A 17,103-nucleotide genomic window follows, 5' to 3' on the forward strand; every position below is an offset into this window, starting at 1 on the left:
ATGATTCTCATTTACAAGAGGTAAAGAGATCAAGATTGGTAAAGATGCTATTTCATCCGGCTAGGTAGTTGTTTTTGACGCGCACGTAGTGCTCGGCGGAGTACTTGAGGTAGGCGATTTCCTCCGGCGTCAGCGCCCTCACCTTCACGGCTGGACGGCCGACGTACAGGTGGCCGCTTTCCAGCACCTTGCCCGGCGCGACCAGGCTGCCGGCGCCGACCATCACCTGGTCTTGCACCACCACATCGTCCATGACGATGGCGCCCATGCCGATCAGCACCTCGTTGCCGATGTTGCAGCCGTGCAGCATGGCCTGGTGGCCGATGGTGACGTAGTCGCCGAGGATCAGCGGCGAGCCGTCCGGCTTGGCCGCGTTCTTGTGAGACACGTGGCACATCGCAAAGTCTTGCACGTTGGTGTAATTGCCGATGACGATGCGATTAACGTCGCCGCGCAGCACGGTGTTGCACCAGATCGAGCAATCCTTGCCGACGGTGACGTCGCCGATCACGGTGGCGGATGGGTGCATGTACAAGCCCTCGCCCAGTTGCGGCGAGGTGTTCAGGTAAGACGATACGGCCATGCGGAATTCCTTATTTGCGGGAGTACTTGTTCAACATGCCGCTCAGCTCGTTCTGGTGCGTGGCCATCCACGTCCAGACGGCTTCCACCTGCTCGCGGTGGGCGGCATAGTAAGCGGGGTTAGTCGCCAGCCAGATATTACTGCTGAACAGGGGAACGCGCAGGCGCACGACCTCGCTGCCGTAACGTTCGGCGATGGACTGATCCATGTCGTTGAGCTGGCCGACGGTGAGCGCCACGCCGTCCACGCGCTTGAGCTTGAGCTTGCCGACATTGCGTTCGAGGTCGCGGGCGCCGTCATCGACGCGGATGCCGGCTTCGCGCAGCGCGTCGGCGTACGGCGCGCCGTAAGGCACGCCCATCACGCGGCCCTGGAAATAGCGCGGCGTGATGGTGTCGGGCGGCAGCTGGTCGGCGGCGCGCACCAGCACAATGATGTTGGTCTTCACGGCGCGGCTGCGGTCGAGCGCGCCGCTGCGGTCGCGCGGCAGCACGATTTCGGCGGGGATCTCGGGGCGTTCTTCAATCGGTAGGTAATCGATCTCGCCCGCCGCCAGCGCCACTCTCAGGCGCGTGGTCGGCATGCGGGTAAATTGAATCGGGCAAGGAATCATGGCGGCCGCCATGGCGCGCATGTAGTCGACGCCGACGCCAGCCGGATCAGGCACCTCGGCCCCGCTGCCCAGCCAATACGGCGGCCGATCCTGATCGATATAGCCGATGCGCACCGGCGGACAAGCAGCCTCAGCGCAGGCAGAACCGCACAGAAACAAAGCTAGCAGGAAAGAACGCAGCATAAAAATGGCGGTGTCTACGACAAAACGCCATTATAAGCTGTCCGAATGACAAGTTTAAGCTTGGTAGGTGCTGTCGCCGTGCGGGGCGGCCTTGAATTCGGGCAGCGCTTCGGCTTGCTGCGAGTAGGCCGCCAGTGCCGGGTAGTCGGCGTCGGCCACCACGTCTGGCAGCATTTGGCGGATGAAGTGCCAGGTGATGGCCATCATCACGCCCGGCGGCGGGATGTCGGCGCTGGTGACTGGCAATGGTTCCTTCACTTGCTCAGCTTCCAGCACGTCCAGCGCGGCGCGCAGCTGGGCGATCACGCGGTCGGCCCATGGCTGGTGCAGCTTTTCTGCCGGGCGCAGCTTGCGCTCGTAGACCAGCTGCACCGACTTGTCGCAGGCGGCCAGCGCAAAGCTGAGCAAGGACTGCGAGCGCATCAATTCGGTCGGCATGGACGGCGTGCGGCGGTTGGCCGGGCGGGCGATCGATTCGGCGTATTGCAGGATCAGGGTCGAGTCCATCAGCACATTGCCGTCGCCGTCGACCAGCGTCGGCGCCTTCACCACCGGGTTGATTTGGCGGAACTGCTCGTAGGTGCTGAACACCGACAGCGACTGGTGCTCAAAGCGCACACCCAGCAACTGCAACGACACCGCCACCCGGCGGACATAGGGTGAATCCAGCATACCGATCAGTTTCATTTCTACTCCATTGAGATTATTGGCTCACCCAGCCTTCCGCCCTCCATTTCAACACGGCCTGCGACAGTGGCGTTTGCGACTTGGCAGCAACCGTTTTTGCCAACGCACGCAACGCATCAATGGCGGTAGGGGATGATTCCGAAATGTAGAGTATAACGTCCGTCGCCGGAGCCGCGATCAACAATGTACCGCTTTGCGCAGCAGCTAGATCGGCCCAATCAGCAGTGAGTGCAATCCTCCCGGTCTCATAATACCCGCCGCGCAAGGTGCCGATTTTTCCACTGCCGACAGGCTTGGCCTTACTGCTCAAAGGTTCCAGCGAAGCTTGTAAATTCTTGGCGGCCAAGGCAAATAGCTGATCGTCGGACAAGCTAAGCCGCGTAGCGTCCTTGGTGTTGAGCGGGCGTGCCGTGCTGGGCGTATCGAGCATTGCCACCGTGACCAAGCCTTCCGTCAGCTGACGAATTTTCAGGGCCGATGCATCGTTGCCCAACTGTGCCTGTGCATTCTTGAGATAAGCGCTGCTGCGTATAGCCAGCAGCACGGACTTGGTATCGACCGGCGCATTGCGCTCTTTGAGGAATGCTGAAACCTTCTGGCCAAACTCAGCCAGCGCACTATTGCACTCCCCCGCGTTCTTGCTACAGAAAGAGTAGACGCGATCGAGGTTCACTTGCAGATCGTCGATCTGCAAACTAAGCGGCCCCTTCACCTTTAATGGCACGTCTGGCCCTAATTTTGCACGCAAGGTCGCAGCACCAAACTCGGTAAATCCCGCTGGGTCGGTGGGCGCGTTTTGGGCGTGCGCCGCCATGGTAAAGCTCAGTGCAATCGCGCAGAGAAGTCGATTCATAGTTTAATTGAGCGCCCATAAAGCGGCGCTTTGAGCGTGGATGGAAGTGGTGTCGAACAAAGGCACAGCCGAGTCCTGCTGCGCTACCAGCAGCGAGATTTCGGTGCAGCCGAGGATGATGCCTTGCGCGCCCTGCTCTTCCAGCGCGGCGATGATGCGGCGGTATGCGTCGCGCGAGGCGTCAACGATCTGGCCGAGGCACAGTTCTTCGTAGATGATGCGGTGGACGATGTCGCGGTCGACCGGCCCCGGCACCACCACGTCGAGGCCGTGCAGTTCGCGCAAGCGGTCCTTGTAGAACGGCTGTTCCATGGTGAAGCGCGTGCCGAGCAGGCCAATCTTGCGCATGCCCACGCGCTTGATCTCCTGCGCGGTTGGATCGGCGATATGGAACAGCGGAATGCTCACCGCCGCTTCAATCGCCGGCGCGACTTTATGCATGGTGTTCGTGCACAGCACGATGAAGTCGGCGCCGGCAGCCTGCAAGGCGCGCGCCGCATCGGCCATCATCACACCGGCCGCATCCCAATCGCCGGCATGCTGCAAGCGCTCGACTTCGTGAAAGTCCACGCTGTACAGAACCACTTTGGCCGAATGCAGTCCGCCCAGTTGCTGCTTGATGGTCTCGTTGATTTGACGGTAGTAAGGCACCGTCGATTCCCAGCTCATGCCGCCGATTAGTCCGATAGTTTTCAAATGCGCCTCCTGGTGAGACCATTCTACCGGCAAACGGTAGCCGTGTTGGGTTGGCAGTGGGAGGCTTGCAGTGGGCGTGGGCGGTAGCTGGGATTGAGCAGCTTGTACTGCTGCTTGCGGCGGAATTCGGCGTCGCGCTCTTGCCACGTGACGCCTTCCGGCAGCGGCGTCGATGGCGGGCCGTTGGGCTTGAGTTCCTTGACCGGCGTCTCGCCGGCCTCGAACTTGTTGTCGGTGTAGTGCACCACGCCTCTGGCGTCGACCCATTTGTAAATCTGGGCCTGCGCCAGCAGCGGCATCGTGCACAGGAAAAGGGTGAGTAGTTTCGACATGGGCCGATTCTACTCAACATTTCCACGTGGAAATCTATTGAAATGTCACTAAGATTGCATTAACACCGTGGCGCCACGGCCGAGCGAGCGCACCACTTGCATCACGTCCCAATTCGTCAGACGCACGCAGCCGTGCGACTGGGTTTTGCCGATCTTGCCCGGCTCCGGCGTGCCGTGGATGCCGTAGTGCTCGATGCTCAGGTCGATCCACGCCAGGCCGACCGGGTTGTTGGGGCCGGCCGCGATGCGGGCCTTGGTGTCGCCAGCCTTGGCGTCCCAGAACAGTTTCGGGTTGTAGCGGTATTCAGGATTGGTGGCCACGCCGCGCACTTGCCAGCGGCCTTCCGGCAACGGGTCGTGCCTGCTGCCGGTGCTGGCCGGGAATTGCGCAAACGGCATGCCGCCGGCGTCGAGCAAGGTCAGCGTGCCCTCTTTCGCGTCGACCAGCGCCGATGCGGCTTTCGGCAGCGGCTTGGCGATCAGCACGTTCGGCACCAGCAATTGTTCGCCGGCCTGCCGCATCTTCTTGCCGGGATTCAGTCGTCGCAGCAACTCGGGGCTGCAATGGAAGCGCTCGCCCAGCGCCTCCAGCAGATTGACGTAGCCGAGCGACGCCAATCTGGCCTTGCCCGCCATGTCCGCCGGCACCTTGGCATACGGCCCGGCGATATCCTGGGCGGTCAAGACATAGACTTCCAATACCGGCGCCTGATCGCGCTCCAGTTCCTTCCACGTCGCCGCATCGAGCGTGCCGCTCACGCGCAGCTGGCGCAGCTTCTGAAAGCCGCGCACGGCCTGCCGCATATTGCTGCCGTAAGCAGCATCGAGTTCACCGGGAGAAAAATGCGCGCGATCCAATAACACTTGTGCACGCAGCAGCTGGGTATCGGCGGCGGACAGCGCCGGCTCGGCGGCGGCAGCAGCGCCCACGGCCAGCATCAATACAAGGAATAAAGCTTTCAAACCTAAGCTCAGATGGAATCAGGGAGCCGCATTCTAGCGCAGCGTTTTAATCCTTGCGGTACTTCTGCATGACATAGCCGAGGCGGCTGCGGTTTTTGTCCAGCCACGTCCACAGCGCTTCGCTTTGCGGCGTGTGGGCGCGGTAGAAGTTGTCGTTGAAGGCCAGCCAGACGCGGATGTTGAGCAGCGGCTGCGGCAGTTGCACCACCTCGCCTTTGTACTTGTCCAAGGTCTCCTTGAGGTGGGCCGGCGCCACGGCCGCCACTACCACGCCCTCTACCCGGCCCAGCTTGAGCTTCTCGATATTGCGGTCGAGGTCGCGGCCGCCTTCGTCCAGGGTCAGACCAGCTTCGCGCAGGCGCGCGGCGTAGCCGTTGCCCTGCGGGATGCCCAGCATTTTGCCCTTGAAGAATTGCATGGGATTGGTGCTGGCCGGCAGCTTGTCCTTGGCCCGCACCAGCACCAGCACTTTGTTGTGCAAGGCGCGTTCGAGGTCGATGTTGCCAACCTTGTCTTTCGGCAGCGCGATCTCGGCTGGATAGAAACTTTGCTCACTGAGCGGAGCGAGGTCGATATCGCCATTGGTCAGCGCCACTTTCAGGCGTGCTACCGGCAGCCGTACCCAGATCGGCGCGCAGCCGAAGCCGGCGCCCAGCACGGCGTCGCGGATCAAATCGACCGCCGCGCCGGGCGGATCGGGTACCTTGTCGCCATCGCCCAGCCAGTACGGCGGACGGTTCTGATCCATGTAGCCCACGCGCACGGGAATGCAGCTTGTGCCCGCATACGCGGGGAGCCAGGTCGCCAGGGCCAGCAAGAACACGGGGATAGTTAAATGCATGCGCCAATTATAGAACGCAATGCCAGCGCGCGCCCGAACTGGCTATTGCAGTGAGGCAATTACCCCACAACCGGCGGCGCGCGCCGGTTGTGGGGCGGCGGGCTTAGCGCGTGCCAACCGCAAGCTGGCGCGGCGACAGGTAGCTGGCGGCCGGGGTGCTGCTGGCCCAGATCGTGTCGGTGCTGTCGACGTAGACCAGCGACGCGCCCAGCCGCAGGCTGCTGTTGCTGAACTCAATGCCGCCCAGGTAGCGCCGGCCCGGCACCAGCCCCGACCAGGTGTAGCTGAGCGAGGCCGGCCGGTACGCGAACACGGTCGACGGCGCCAGCACCTTGAAATTGCCGATCGCGCTAGGGCCGGGCGAGATCAGCCAGGTCGACAGCTTGGCGGTGGCCTTGCCGCCAACCGGCGTGCGCGCTACCACGCACACGATGTAATCGCCCGGCTCGGGGTCGGCGGTTTGCAGCGCCTCGTTGGAGGTGAACAGGTTGACGCTGCCGTATAGCATGTTGCCCTTGCCGTCCAACAGCAGCAGGTTCAGGTCGTCGCCGGAGCTGCCGCTGGTGTCCTCGTCGTACAGGGCGAAGCGCGCGCCCACCGTGCCCGGCGGGATGGTGATGCGCTTGTAGCTGACGCTGGGGCTGCCGCCAGCCGCGCACTCGGCCACGCCGTAGTCGGTCGAGCTGTTCTGGCTCAGCGTGTAGGTATCCTGCACCGCCTCGCGCAGGCCGGCCGCCTTCGCCACCAGCTTGCCGGTGTAGGCCGTGGTGACGCCCACCGTCTTGTTGCCCGAGCTGCCCTCCGAGTAGTACCAGTCCGCCGGCGTGAACAGCGAGGTGCGCACCGTCAGCGGACTGCGCACGCGGTGCACGCCATCGCTCCACTCCAGGGAGCCGAACGCCCAGGCGTTGTTGCCCGCCGTGGTGCGCTTGAGCGTCACGCTGAAGTCCTGGCTGGCGCCAGGGGCCAGCGTCAGCACGGCAGGCGCGACCGTGACCGTGAAGCCGGGCACGCTGGCGGTGGCGCGGTAGCTGGCCGGCGCGCCGCTGACATTGGTCACGCGGCGCTTGACGGTGAGCGTGTCGGGCACGTTGGCGGCCGTCAGCGAGGCCAGGTTCAGGTCGTAGTCGTTGATGCTGCCGCCGCTGCTGCACAGCGCCGAGGCCACGCTGCGCGAGCCGATGCCGCACAGGAAGCGCTGGTAGTCCAGCGCGCCGAGGTCGTACACCAGGCCGGGATCGGCGGCCGCGGTCGGCGCCACGTGGCCGGCGCCGCTGCCGAAGGCGTTCTTGCCGTTGTAGTCATCCGGCAAGCCGTCGTCGACCACGGCGGTGGCGGTGGTCATCAGCGCCGACTTGATGGCCGCTGGCGACCAGTCCGGGTGGCGCTGCTTGAGCAGCGCCGCCAGCCCCGACACGTGCGGCGTTGCCATCGAGGTGCCGCTCAGGTAGGCCCAGTCGAGCTGGGTCACCGGCGCCCCGTCGCGCACCGCGTCATGCTGCTCTTGCGTCATGTCCGGGGTATAGCCCGCCAGCACGTTGACGCCGGGCGCGGTCAAGTCCGGCTTGAGGATGCTGGGCACGGCCAGGTTGGGGCCGCGGCTGGAAAACGCCGCCATCTTGGGCGAACCCTCGGGGTTGGGGAAGCGGCCAAAGGCGCTGATGCCGGCCTGCAGTGGCGCGCCGGCCGCCGCCGCGCGGATGCTGGCACCGTCCTGCACCGACACGTGCACGGTCGGCACCACGTGCGGGTCGACCAGGATGCCATTGCCGTCGTCCACCAGCACCATGCCGGCGCCGCCGGCCTGCTGCACCGCGCGGCTCTTGTCGAGCCGCGCGCTGGTGCCGCGCTGGCACACCACCACCTTGCCGCTGACCAGCGCCGGGTCGAGCGCGCCGTTGCTGCTGGCGCCGTTGGCGATGCGGTCGGTCTCGGTGTAGCACAGGCGGCGCGCGTCGCGGTCGGCCGGCGCCAGGTTGTCGTAGGGAATGGCGCCGGCGTTTTCCGCCAGGATCAGCGGCACCGGCGCCAGCGCGGCCGGGTTGACCGAAGCGCCGATGTAGCTGGCGCCGTTGCTGAGCTTGAGCTGGGCACCGGCCAGGCGGTCGGTGGTCGACGCGCCGACCGAGGTCAGCCACGGCGACGGGTGGTTGACCGAGTTGCCCGGCCCGGCATTGCCGGCCGCCGCCGACACAAACACGCCGGCGTTGGCGGCGCCGAGGAAGGCCTGTTCCACGATCTCGTCCACTGTGTTGGTGATGCCGCTGATCGAGTAGCTGAGTACGTCCACGCCGTCAAACACGGCCTGCTCGATGGCCGCCACGGCCGAGGTGCTGGAGCAGCCGTTAATGCCCGTCATGCCGTCTTCCGACGCCACCCGCGTGAAGCAGATCTTGTAGGCGGCAATGCGTGCGCGCGGCGCCATGCCCGAGGTGGCGCCCATTGCCGTGCCGCCGATGCTGGCCACCACGCCGTTGTTGCCGGCCGCGGTCGACGCCGTGTGGGTGCCGTGGCCGCCGTGGCCGTACTCGCCGGCAGTGGAATCGCGCGCCGAGTCGAATTCCGTCCAGTGCGGCTGGGAATCGGTGCCGTTGAGGAAGTTGTAGTAGCGCGCGCCGATCAGCTTGTTGTTGCACGAGCCCGGGCCGAAGCCGTAGCCGTACTGGCAGAAGCCGCGCCAGCGCGCCGGCGGCGGGCCGTAGGCGAGCGTGCCGGACGGATCGTGGGTGGGCACGCCGCTGGCGTCCACGCGGTCGGCAAACGACGGGTTCTCGGGCCAGATGCCGGTATCGATCACGCCGATAATCATGTCCTCGCCGGCGTGCTCCTTGCCGCCGACCTGGCTCCACAAGCCGCCCGGCTTGTCGAGGCCGAGGTAGGTCGGCGTGTAGGCCGTGGCCGGGGTGAAGTAGGTGTCGGGCTTGACCGAGACCACGCCGGCGGTGTTCTTCAGCGCCAGCGCCTCGGCGTCGCTGAGGCGCGCGGCAAAGCCGTTGTACACCAGCTTGAAGTCATGCAGCAGCGCGCCGGCCGGCAAGCCGGCAGTGATGGCGGCGCGCCGCTGCTGGAGGTAGCCGAGGTAGTTCTGCACCGCCACCGATTCCGGGTTCAGCAGGCTGCCGGCGGGCGGCTTGGTGGCGGCCAGGCCGCTGACGCCGCCGGTGTAGGAAGCGGCCGGCTTGTCGCTGAGCTGGATCAGGTAGGTGCGGCGCGGCGCTTCGGCAGCGCCGGCGCCGGCGGCGGCCAGCAGCAGCGCCAGCGGCAGGCGGCGCAGGCGTAGGAATGAAGGCTTCATGCTGCGCCCTCCTTGCGGCGGCGCGCGGCCAGCAGCGCCAGGCCGGCCACCAGCAGCGCGTAGGTACGCGGCTCGGGCACGGCCGACAGCACCACGTTATCGACGGCAAATTGCGCGAGGTTGTAGCTGTCGGCGCCGTTCAGGCAGTTGAGCGCATCGTCGAACACGCAGGCGCTGATGGTCAGGCTGGTCAGTTGCAGCGTGCTGAATTCCGCGTCGAGCTGCCAGGTGTCAAAGATGAAATTACCGTCGAGGAATTGGCCGGGGAAATTCAGGCTGCGCGTGACCGGGCTGGCGGCGCCGGCCACGGTTGCGCTCAGCACCAGCTGGCCGTAGCTCATGTTGGGCAGGTCGTAGGCCGGCGCCACGAAGGCGAAGTCCAGCGCGTCAAGCGAGAAGGCCTTGCCGTCGCTGCGCGCCAGCGTCAGCGAGCTGTCGTTCAGGCCGGCATAGTAGTGGGTGGTGTTGAAGAAGCTGCCCGGGCAGGTGACGATGCTGCACGCCAGCCGATCCGAGTGGTCGACGATCACGCCGGCCGCGCCGGGCTCGTAGTCGGGCAGGCTCTGCGCGAAGGTGCTGTCGGCCACGCTGGCCAGGTAGTCGCCGACGGTGAACTGGTCGCGGCCCGCGTAGGCGGTATCGCCGGCGCCCAGCACCGGCGTGACGACATTGCTGTGCGATTCAAAGTTGATGGTATCCGCCAGCGCGGCGGGCATGGCGGCCAGGCTGCAGCAGCCGAACAACGCGAGACGCAGCCAGCGTCCCCATGGTTGAAACTGACGATTCATATCCCTTGCTCTCCCGTATAAATATCACAACAATCGAAGCTGATTGCGGTTTGATGATAGCGTTAACAAATTCAGGAAAGCCCGCGCTTTAATTTTGAATATTGTCGCAATAACAAAATTATATTCCTCGGCAACTATGAGAATTGAAGCGACAACGCGTTTTTATCTCGTTGTTTTTGCACACATTATTTTCAGTAAAGAGAAATTCCCGATGAGAAATGATCAAAAAAAGAGATATTTCATGCTTAAAGCATCTAGCGGTTATTTCGCCGGCGAATAGCAGCGCAACCGGATTTTTTGGTAGCGGTAACATAGCCCGGCAGCGAAACGCGGCAGAGTAGTTTTTAAGGATGGGAGGCTGGACGGGGGGCGATCGGCGCCAGCGGAGCGGCCTGGCCCTTGCCGACGATTTGAACGAAGATCTCGTTCTGCTTGATCATGCTGAGCTCGTAGCGGGCCCGTTCCTCGACCGCGCCGGTGCCGTCCTTGAGGTCGCGCACTTCGGAGTCGAGCTTGGCGTTGCGGGCGATCAGCTCCGCGTTCTTCTTGTGCGCCACGTCGACTTGCGCCTCGAAATCCGCCACGCGCAGCCAGCCGCCCTTCCCCAGCCACAGCGGGTACTGGATCAGCAGCAGCAAAAATGCCAGGGCGAGCGTAATCAGGCGCATAAATCGAACAGCGGCCGGATTGCTCCGGCCGCGCTTGCTTAATTACTTCAGATTATAGAACGCGTCGCGGCCTGGGTAGGAAGCGATATCGCCCAGATCTTCTTCGATACGCAGCAGCTGGTTGTACTTGGCCATGCGATCCGAACGCGACATCGAGCCGGTCTTGATTTGCAGGGCGTTCAGGCCAACAGCGATATCGGCGATGGTCGAATCTTCGGTTTCGCCCGAACGGTGCGAGATCACGGCGGTGTAGCCGGCGCGCTTGGCCATTTCGATCGCAGCGAAGGTTTCGGTCAGGGTGCCGATCTGGTTGATCTTGATCAGGATCGAGTTGGCGATGCCTTTCTGGATGCCTTCTTTCAGGATCTTGGTGTTGGTGACGTACAGGTCGTCGCCGACCAGCTGCACTTTCTTGCCCAGTTCCTTGGTCAGGATCGCCCAGCCGTCCCAGTCGCCTTCGTGCATCGCGTCTTCGATCGAGATGATCGGGTACTTGTCGCACCAGGTTGCCAGCAGGTTGGTGAATTCGGTCGCAGTCAGCGACAGGCCTTCGCCTTCCAGCTCGTACTTGCCGTCCTTGTAGAATTCCGAGGCAGCGCAGTCCAGGCCGATAGCGATCTGGGTGCCAGGCTCGTAGCCGGCTTCTTCGATTGCCTGGATGATCAGCTTGATCGCTTCTTCGTGGTTGGCCAGCGAAGGAGCAAAGCCGCCTTCATCGCCAACCGCGGTGTTCAGACCCTTCTTGTGCAGGATCTTTTTCAGGGTGTGGAACACTTCCGCGCCGTAGCGTACGGCTTCCTTGAACGACGGTGCGCCCACTGGAATGATCATGAATTCCTGGATGTCCAGGTTGTTGTCGGCGTGTGCGCCACCGTTGATCACGTTCATCATCGGCACTGGCAGCTGCATCGCGCCCGAACCGCCGAAGTAGCGGTACAGCGGCAGGCCGGCTTCTTCAGCAGCGGCCTTGGCGACCGCCATCGACACCGCCAGCATGGCGTTGGCGCCCAGGCGAGCCTTGTTTTCGGTGCCGTCCAGGTCGATCAGAGTGCGATCCAGGAAAGCTTGCTCATTGGCGTCCAGGCCCATGATGGCTTCCGAGATTTCGGTGTTGATGTTTTCGCAGGCTTTCAGTACGCCCTTGCCGAAGTAACGCTTCGGATCGCCGTCACGCAGTTCAATCGCTTCGCGCGAACCGGTCGAGGCGCCCGACGGTACGGCGGCGCGGCCCATCACGCCCGATTCCAGCAGCACGTCGCATTCGACGGTTGGATTGCCGCGCGAGTCGATTACTTCACGGCCGATAATATCAACGATAGCACTCATGTCATTCTCCAAAGTTAGGCGATACGGAGTCGCGCCGCGTCTTTACGCGCGTTGCGAACAAGGATAACGGGAATTGTAACCGGTGTAGGCAAGATTGCTAAACTTTCCACACCGGCTAGTTGGCTTTAGTTGAAGCTGTTCTCCAGGAAACCAGCTTTTTTAGTGACGCGATCCAGTTCGATCAGAACGGACAGCAAGTCCTTCATTTTGCCCAGCGGTACGGCGTTCGGGCCGTCCGACAGAGCCTCTGCAGGATTAGGGTGGGTTTCCATGAACAGGCCGTCGACGCCAACCGCTACCGCTGCGCGCGACAGCACCGGCACCATCTCGCGCATGCCGCCCGAGGAAGTACCGTTACCGCCCGGCAGCTGCACCGAGTGGGTCGCATCAAACACCACCGGCGCACCGGTTTCGCGCATGATGGACAGCGAGCGCATGTCGGATACCAAGTTGTTGTAGCCGAACGAAGCGCCGCGCTCGCACGCCATGAAGTTGTCCTCTGGCAGACCGGCTTCCTTGGCGGCAGCGCGGGCCTTGTCGATGACGTTCTTCATGTCGTGCGGGGCCAGGAACTGGCCCTTCTTGATATTGACCGGCAGGCCGGACTGCGCGCAGGCGACGATGAAGTCGGTCTGGCGGCACAGGAAGGCCGGGGTTTGCAGCACGTCCACCACTTTCGACGCCACTTCGATGTCTTCGATGGTGTGCACGTCGGTCAGCACCGGCACTTGCAGCTCGCGCTTGACGGCGGCCAGGATCTCCAGGCCCTGCTCGCGGCCCGGGCCACGGTAGGACTTGCCCGAGGAACGGTTGGCCTTGTCGAACGAAGCCTTGAAGATGAAAGGAATGCCCAGCTCGGTGGTCATCTCTTTCAGCGCGCCTGCCGTGTCGAAGGCCATCTGGCGCGATTCGACGACGCAGTTACCGGAAATCAGAAAGAACGGTTTGTCTAAGCCGACGTCGAATCCGCACAGTTTCATGCCGCTTCTCCTTGCAGTGCATTGGCGCCTGCTGCCTTGTGGGCCAGCGCCGCCTTGATGTAAGACGTGAACAGCGGGTGGCCGTCACGCGGGGTCGATTTGAATTCAGGGTGGTACTGCACGCCCATATACCATGGGTGCGAGTTGTCGCCGGTACGCGGCAGTTCCATGATTTCGCACAGGTCTTCGGTCGGCGTACGGGCCGCCACCACCAGGCCGGCCGCTTCCACGCGCGGCAGGTAGTGGTTGTTGGCTTCGTAGCGGTGGCGGTGACGCTCGGTCACCACCGCGCCGTAGATTTCCGATGCCAGCGTGCCCGGCTTGATGGCGCAGGTTTGCGCGCCCAGGCGCATGGTGCCGCCCAGGTCGGAGTTCTCGTCGCGCTTTTCAACCTTGCCGTCCTGGCCTTGCCATTCGTCGATCAGGGCGACCACTGGCTGCGGGGTGCCCAGGTCGAACTCGGTCGAGTTGGCTTCCGACAGGCCGGCCTTGTGGCGCGCGTATTCGATCAGCGCCACTTGCATGCCGAGGCAGATGCCGAGGTAAGGGATCTTGTTCTCGCGGGCGAATTGCGCCGCCAGGATCTTGCCTTCCACGCCGCGCTTGCCGAAGCCGCCCGGCACCAGGATGGCATCGTACTTGGCCAGCGAGGCGCAGCCGGTGGTTTCGATTTCTTCCGAATCGATGTACTCGATGTTCACTTTCGACTCGGTGTGGATGCCGGCGTGGCGCAGCGCTTCGGTCAGCGATTTGTACGACTCGGTCAGTTCCACGTACTTGCCGACCATGCCGATCGACACTTCGGTCTTCGGATGCTCTTGCGCGTAGATCAGCTTGGTCCAGACCGACAGATCGGCTGGCGCCGGGTTCAGATCCAGCGCCTCGCAGATGATGGTGTCCAGGCCTTGGTCGTGCAGCATTTGCGGCACTTTGTAGATGGTGTCCACGTCCCACACCGAGATCACGGCTTGCTCTTCGATGTTGGAGAACAGCGAGATTTTGGCGCGCTCGTCGTCCGGGATCGGACGGTCGGCACGGCACAGCAGCGCGTTCGGCGAGATGCCGATTTCGCGCAGTTTCTGCACCGAGTGCTGGGTCGGCTTGGTTTTCAGTTCGCCGGCGGAGGCGATGTACGGCACCAGGGTCAGATGCACGAAGGCCGAGTTCTTGCGGCCGGCGCGCAGGCTCAGCTGGCGAGCCGCTTCGAGGAACGGCAGCGATTCGATATCGCCCACGGTGCCGCCGATTTCGCACAGGGCCACGTCGTAACCTTCCGCGCCGCGACGGATGTAGTCTTGAATTTCGTTGGTGATGTGCGGGATCACCTGCACGGTCTTGCCCAGGTACTCGCCGCGGCGTTCCTTGCGGATCACGGAATCGTAAATCTGGCCGGTGGTGAAGTTGTTCACCTTCTTCATGCGGGTGGTGATGAAGCGCTCGTAGTGGCCCAGGTCGAGGTCGGTTTCAGCGCCGTCATCGGTGACGAACACTTCACCGTGTTGCATAGGAGACATGGTGCCCGGATCGACGTTGATGTACGGATCCAGCTTGAGCATGGTGACTTTGAGGCCGCGCGATTCGAGGATCGCAGCGAGAGAGGCAGCGGCGATCCCTTTACCAAGGGAAGACACGACGCCGCCAGTGACGAAGACAAATTTGGTCATTGCGGAAGGTGCCGAACGGCACATGCGGGAAATTGAAATTATACCCTAAAACGGCCAATTCTTCACCTTCCGTGTGCATCAGCGTACAGATCCGGCTTGCCGAAAAAGACAAAATGACAACTCAATAAACAAAGGAGATTCGTCATGAGCTACGAAGATCGTGATCAATATGGCATGTACGTGGACAACGGCCACAAAGGCCCGGGGCCGGAGCTAATGGGTGCCGACACCATCATCGGCGACCACGTCCACAACTTGAAAAATGAACACCTGGGCGAGATCAAGGAGATCATGCTGGACATGCGCACCGGCAAAATCGCCTACGCCGTGATGGCCTCGGGCGGCGTGCTGACCATCGGCGAAAAATTGTTCGCGGTGCCGTGGGAGGCATTGACGCTGGACACCGTCAACAAGCGCTTCACGCTGAATCTCGACAAGGAACGCATCGCGAACGCCCCCGGCTTCGACAAGGATCACTGGCCGGACATGGCCAACCAGACCTGGGCCAGCCAGGTGCATGATTATTACGGCGCCGGCGCCAATCTGCGCAGCGACCTCGGAGCACGCTAATGTTGGCCGCCATCCTCGTGCTGCTCGGCATTGCCGGTCTGGCTGCGGACTGGCTCTACCGTAATTTCCTGGCCCGTCCCAAGCGCCTCAGCAAGGACGCGCCGGTCATGCTCAGCGGCTGGACTGACGGGCAGGAATCGCCGGTGGCGGTGCATTTGCGCCACCGGTCGCGCTAACCGCTCAGGCCAGCGGCACCCTGGTGGCAAAAGGCGTGTAAGCGAAACCGGCGTCGGCCACGCCCACCAGCGCGGCGACGTTTTCGGCACTCTCGGAAAACTGCGCCAGCACGCTGGCCACCGAGTCGAGCTTGTTGTCAAGGATGTTGGTCCAGTAGGCCAGGCCGGCTGCCTCGCCGGCCCGGTGCAGCACGTTCTGGTAGAGCCGCGCGACAATCTCGCTGTTGGTCGGCGCCGCGCCGTAAAGCGCCTTGAACTCCGCCGAATCGACAAAGCCAGCCGCTACGTCAAGCAGGCTGACGCCGCGATCCATGTGGTACAACCAATAGCCGAGGCCGGCCAAGTCCGGCGTGCGGTTGAAGGCGGCCTGGTAGATGCGGTAGGCCTGCCCGCCGACGCCATTGAAATCCATCCCGACGCTGACGTCATCAAAGGCGAAACGCTCGATATTGCTCAGCGTATCGCTTCCTGCGCTGCCGGACAGCGCGGCGACCGTGTAGCCAGCGCCGCTCTTGGCCACGCTGAAGTTGGCGCGGTTACCGGCAAAAACCGCAGTGTCGATGCCGAGGCCGCCGTCGAGCATGTCGTTGTTTGCGCCGCCGGCCAGCGTGTCGTTGCCGCCGTTGCCGCGCAAGGTGTCGGTGCCGGCACCGCCCGCCAGCGTATCGTCGCCTGCCCCGCCATCGATGGTAAGCCCGAAGTAAGTGCTCAGGTCGATCTTGTCGGCAAGGCTGTCAAAGGCCAGCGTTTCGATGTTGTACAGCGTGGCGTGCAGCGCGGCGCTGGCGCCGGAGACGGTGTCAATCTGCACCGCCCCATCGTCCTTGCGGGTGATGACGTAGTTGCTGCGCAGCGAGGTGCCAAGGTCGAGCGTATCGACGCCGCCCAAGCCATCGAGCGTGAAAGACAGGGCGGCAACCACGCGCCAAGTGTCGTTGCCTGCCGTGCCTAAGATGGTTGCCATGCTGCTGATCCTCCAGTCACTGGTTCAATCGGGCTTGCCGAGATGGATCTCGCCACTGTAATCCATTGCCAGATAGCTTACGCCTGCTGCCTCCAGGAAGTCCAGCCCGTCCTGTTCCTTCAGCATGGCGATGGTGCTGCAATTGCCGGCCATCACCGCCAGCGGCGCGACCACGCTGACCGTGCGCCAGTAGGTGACCGGCTGGCCGCTATGCGGATTCAGCAGGTGGCAGTAGCGCCGGCCGTCCAATTCGAAAAACCGCGCGTAGTCGCCGCTGGTGGCTAAACCGCCGCGCTCGATGGGAATACTCGCGATAATGTCGCCGGCGCGGCGCGGATCCTGGATGCCGATCATCCATGGGCCGCCGTCCGGCTTGGGGCCGATGGCGCGCAGGTCGCCGCCGAGGCTGACGTAGCCGTGGCGGATGCCGGCCGCAGCCAGCACGGCGGCGGCGCGGTCGGCGGCGTACTCCTTGCCGAAGCCGCCGAAGTCGAGCTCCATTCCCACCTGCGGCAGGCGCACGCTGTTGGCATTGCGCTCTACCCTGCCCCAGCCGATCAGGGCGCATACGCGCGCCAGCGTCTCGTCGGAGGGCAGTTGCGGGCGCTTGAAATCCCATGCTTGCCGCAGCACGCCGGCGGTGATGTCGAACAGGCCGCCGCTGGCCTGGAACAGGGTGTCGGCGTAGGCCAGCAAGGAGGCGGTCTCTTCGTCGCAAACAAGCGCCGCACCGCCCGCTGCGGCGTTGATCCGCGAGATGACGCTGTCCGGCCGGTAGCGCGAGAACTTGGCTTCGATGCGCCGGACTTCGGCCACGGCCGCCGCTATCGGCGCGCGCGCCGCTGGCAGGTCGCCGGCCGCGATCACGATCTCGCAAGTGCAAGCCATGGCGCTGAACGGCTGCTTCAATAGTTGCATGGA

The 17,103-nt window shown here is 63.5% G+C and carries 18 protein-coding genes; 2 read left to right on the forward strand and 16 right to left on the reverse strand.

Translation table 11 applies throughout. The features are described 5' to 3' along the window. Positions 1-52: 52 nt before the first annotated feature. The 14 genes from GTP45_RS16360 to pyrG all read right to left on the reverse strand — a co-directional run bounded on the left by GTP45_RS16360 (position 53) and on the right by pyrG (position 14,472). Positions 53-583 (reverse strand): gamma carbonic anhydrase family protein, encoded by a 531-nt coding sequence (locus GTP45_RS16360; protein ID WP_161014955.1) that lies wholly within the window; start codon positions 581-583, stop codon positions 53-55. 10 nt (positions 584-593) lie between these two features. After that, positions 594-1,379 (reverse strand): transporter substrate-binding domain-containing protein, encoded by a 786-nt coding sequence (locus tag GTP45_RS16365; protein ID WP_161014956.1) that lies wholly within the window; start codon positions 1,377-1,379, stop codon positions 594-596. Between the two features lie 54 nt (positions 1,380-1,433). Beyond that, the gene (locus GTP45_RS16370; RefSeq protein WP_161014957.1) at positions 1,434-2,066 is read right to left on the reverse strand and encodes a glutathione S-transferase; all 633 of its coding nucleotides are present in this window, start codon (positions 2,064-2,066) and stop codon (positions 1,434-1,436) included. A gap of 16 nt (positions 2,067-2,082) precedes the next feature. Next, positions 2,083-2,919 carry a DUF1444 domain-containing protein gene (locus GTP45_RS16375; protein ID WP_161014958.1) on the reverse strand — a complete coding sequence of 279 codons (837 nt, stop codon included), beginning with the start codon at positions 2,917-2,919 and terminating at the stop codon, positions 2,083-2,085. A gap of 3 nt (positions 2,920-2,922) precedes the next feature. Next, positions 2,923-3,615, reverse strand: a complete 693-nt coding sequence (locus GTP45_RS16380) for an aspartate/glutamate racemase family protein (protein ID WP_161014959.1) — start codon at positions 3,613-3,615, stop codon at positions 2,923-2,925. A 23-nt stretch (positions 3,616-3,638) separates the two neighbouring features. Continuing rightward, positions 3,639-3,947 (reverse strand): DUF4124 domain-containing protein, encoded by a 309-nt coding sequence (locus GTP45_RS16385; RefSeq protein WP_161014960.1) that lies wholly within the window; start codon positions 3,945-3,947, stop codon positions 3,639-3,641. Positions 3,948-3,995: 48 nt separating this feature from the next. After that, complete coding sequence (locus GTP45_RS16390; protein ID WP_229258506.1) at positions 3,996-4,910, reverse strand: L,D-transpeptidase family protein; 915 nt, start codon at positions 4,908-4,910, stop codon at positions 3,996-3,998. 46 nt (positions 4,911-4,956) lie between these two features. Further along, positions 4,957-5,751 carry a transporter substrate-binding domain-containing protein gene (locus GTP45_RS16395; protein WP_229258507.1) on the reverse strand — a complete coding sequence of 265 codons (795 nt, stop codon included), beginning with the start codon at positions 5,749-5,751 and terminating at the stop codon, positions 4,957-4,959. A gap of 103 nt (positions 5,752-5,854) precedes the next feature. Beyond that, on the reverse strand, positions 5,855-9,046 hold the full coding sequence (locus tag GTP45_RS29030; RefSeq protein WP_161014961.1) for a S8 family peptidase: 3,192 nt from the start codon (positions 9,044-9,046) through the stop codon (positions 5,855-5,857). Then, positions 9,043-9,834, reverse strand: coding sequence for an NF038120 family PEP-CTERM protein (locus GTP45_RS28405; RefSeq protein ID WP_217363367.1), 792 nt, complete (start codon positions 9,832-9,834; stop codon positions 9,043-9,045). The genes GTP45_RS29030 and GTP45_RS28405 overlap by 4 nt, the downstream gene beginning before the upstream one ends. Positions 9,835-10,178: 344 nt before the next feature. Further along, the gene (ftsB, locus tag GTP45_RS16410) at positions 10,179-10,502 is read right to left on the reverse strand and encodes a cell division protein FtsB (protein WP_161014962.1); all 324 of its coding nucleotides are present in this window, start codon (positions 10,500-10,502) and stop codon (positions 10,179-10,181) included. Between the two features lie 42 nt (positions 10,503-10,544). Further along, positions 10,545-11,828 (reverse strand): phosphopyruvate hydratase, encoded by a 1,284-nt coding sequence (eno, locus tag GTP45_RS16415; RefSeq protein WP_161014963.1) that lies wholly within the window; start codon positions 11,826-11,828, stop codon positions 10,545-10,547. A 125-nt stretch (positions 11,829-11,953) separates the two neighbouring features. Next, positions 11,954-12,808 (reverse strand): 3-deoxy-8-phosphooctulonate synthase, encoded by an 855-nt coding sequence (kdsA, locus tag GTP45_RS16420; protein WP_161014964.1) that lies wholly within the window; start codon positions 12,806-12,808, stop codon positions 11,954-11,956. Further along, entirely contained in the window at positions 12,805-14,472 is a 1,668-nt protein-coding gene (gene pyrG / locus GTP45_RS16425) for a CTP synthase (RefSeq protein ID WP_161014965.1), read from the reverse strand. The genes kdsA and pyrG overlap by 4 nt, the downstream gene beginning before the upstream one ends. 144 nt (positions 14,473-14,616) lie before the next feature. Between pyrG and GTP45_RS16430 the strand changes: the two genes are divergently transcribed. After that, on the forward strand, positions 14,617-15,042 hold the full coding sequence (locus tag GTP45_RS16430) for a PRC-barrel domain-containing protein (protein WP_161014966.1): 426 nt from the start codon (positions 14,617-14,619) through the stop codon (positions 15,040-15,042). Further along, positions 15,042-15,218 carry a hypothetical protein gene (locus GTP45_RS16435; RefSeq protein WP_161014967.1) on the forward strand — a complete coding sequence of 59 codons (177 nt, stop codon included), beginning with the start codon at positions 15,042-15,044 and terminating at the stop codon, positions 15,216-15,218. The genes GTP45_RS16430 and GTP45_RS16435 overlap by 1 nt, the downstream gene beginning before the upstream one ends. A gap of 4 nt (positions 15,219-15,222) precedes the next feature. Here the strand turns inward: GTP45_RS16435 and GTP45_RS16440 are convergent, their stop codons facing one another. Together GTP45_RS16440 and GTP45_RS16445 are read right to left on the reverse strand one after the other, a co-directional pair. Continuing rightward, positions 15,223-16,182 (reverse strand): DUF4214 domain-containing protein, encoded by a 960-nt coding sequence (locus tag GTP45_RS16440; RefSeq protein ID WP_161014968.1) that lies wholly within the window; start codon positions 16,180-16,182, stop codon positions 15,223-15,225. Positions 16,183-16,206: 24 nt separating this feature from the next. Next, positions 16,207-17,100 (reverse strand): FAD:protein FMN transferase, encoded by an 894-nt coding sequence (locus GTP45_RS16445; RefSeq protein WP_161014969.1) that lies wholly within the window; start codon positions 17,098-17,100, stop codon positions 16,207-16,209. Between the last annotated feature and the right edge of the window lie 3 nt (positions 17,101-17,103).

The organism is Duganella rivi, from assembly GCF_009857435.1.
Lineage (GTDB): Bacteria > Pseudomonadota > Gammaproteobacteria > Burkholderiales > Burkholderiaceae_D > Rugamonas > Rugamonas rivi.

What these genes read in the sequence shown, in the direction of transcription:
- pyrG (WP_161014965.1), bottom strand. Translation starts at nt 14,472, where the DNA reads ATGACCAAATTTGTCTTCGTCACTGGCGGCGTCGTGTCTTCCCTTGGT.
- GTP45_RS16435 (WP_161014967.1), top strand. Translation starts at nt 15,042, where the DNA reads ATGTTGGCCGCCATCCTCGTGCTGCTCGGCATTGCCGGTCTGGCTGCG.
- GTP45_RS16440 (WP_161014968.1), bottom strand. Translation starts at nt 16,182, where the DNA reads ATGGCAACCATCTTAGGCACGGCAGGCAACGACACTTGGCGCGTGGTT.
- GTP45_RS16445 (WP_161014969.1), bottom strand. Translation starts at nt 17,100, where the DNA reads ATGCAACTATTGAAGCAGCCGTTCAGCGCCATGGCTTGCACTTGCGAG.
- kdsA (WP_161014964.1), bottom strand. Translation starts at nt 12,808, where the DNA reads ATGAAACTGTGCGGATTCGACGTCGGCTTAGACAAACCGTTCTTTCTG.
- GTP45_RS16365 (WP_161014956.1), bottom strand. Translation starts at nt 1,379, where the DNA reads ATGCTGCGTTCTTTCCTGCTAGCTTTGTTTCTGTGCGGTTCTGCCTGC.
- GTP45_RS29030 (WP_161014961.1), bottom strand. Translation starts at nt 9,046, where the DNA reads ATGAAGCCTTCATTCCTACGCCTGCGCCGCCTGCCGCTGGCGCTGCTG.
- GTP45_RS16385 (WP_161014960.1), bottom strand. Translation starts at nt 3,947, where the DNA reads ATGTCGAAACTACTCACCCTTTTCCTGTGCACGATGCCGCTGCTGGCG.
- GTP45_RS16375 (WP_161014958.1), bottom strand. Translation starts at nt 2,919, where the DNA reads ATGAATCGACTTCTCTGCGCGATTGCACTGAGCTTTACCATGGCGGCG.
- eno (WP_161014963.1), bottom strand. Translation starts at nt 11,828, where the DNA reads ATGAGTGCTATCGTTGATATTATCGGCCGTGAAGTAATCGACTCGCGC.
- GTP45_RS16370 (WP_161014957.1), bottom strand. Translation starts at nt 2,066, where the DNA reads ATGAAACTGATCGGTATGCTGGATTCACCCTATGTCCGCCGGGTGGCG.
- GTP45_RS16430 (WP_161014966.1), top strand. Translation starts at nt 14,617, where the DNA reads ATGAGCTACGAAGATCGTGATCAATATGGCATGTACGTGGACAACGGC.
- GTP45_RS16360 (WP_161014955.1), bottom strand. Translation starts at nt 583, where the DNA reads ATGGCCGTATCGTCTTACCTGAACACCTCGCCGCAACTGGGCGAGGGC.
- GTP45_RS16395 (WP_229258507.1), bottom strand. Translation starts at nt 5,751, where the DNA reads ATGCATTTAACTATCCCCGTGTTCTTGCTGGCCCTGGCGACCTGGCTC.
- ftsB (WP_161014962.1), bottom strand. Translation starts at nt 10,502, where the DNA reads ATGCGCCTGATTACGCTCGCCCTGGCATTTTTGCTGCTGCTGATCCAG.
- GTP45_RS28405 (WP_217363367.1), bottom strand. Translation starts at nt 9,834, where the DNA reads ATGAATCGTCAGTTTCAACCATGGGGACGCTGGCTGCGTCTCGCGTTG.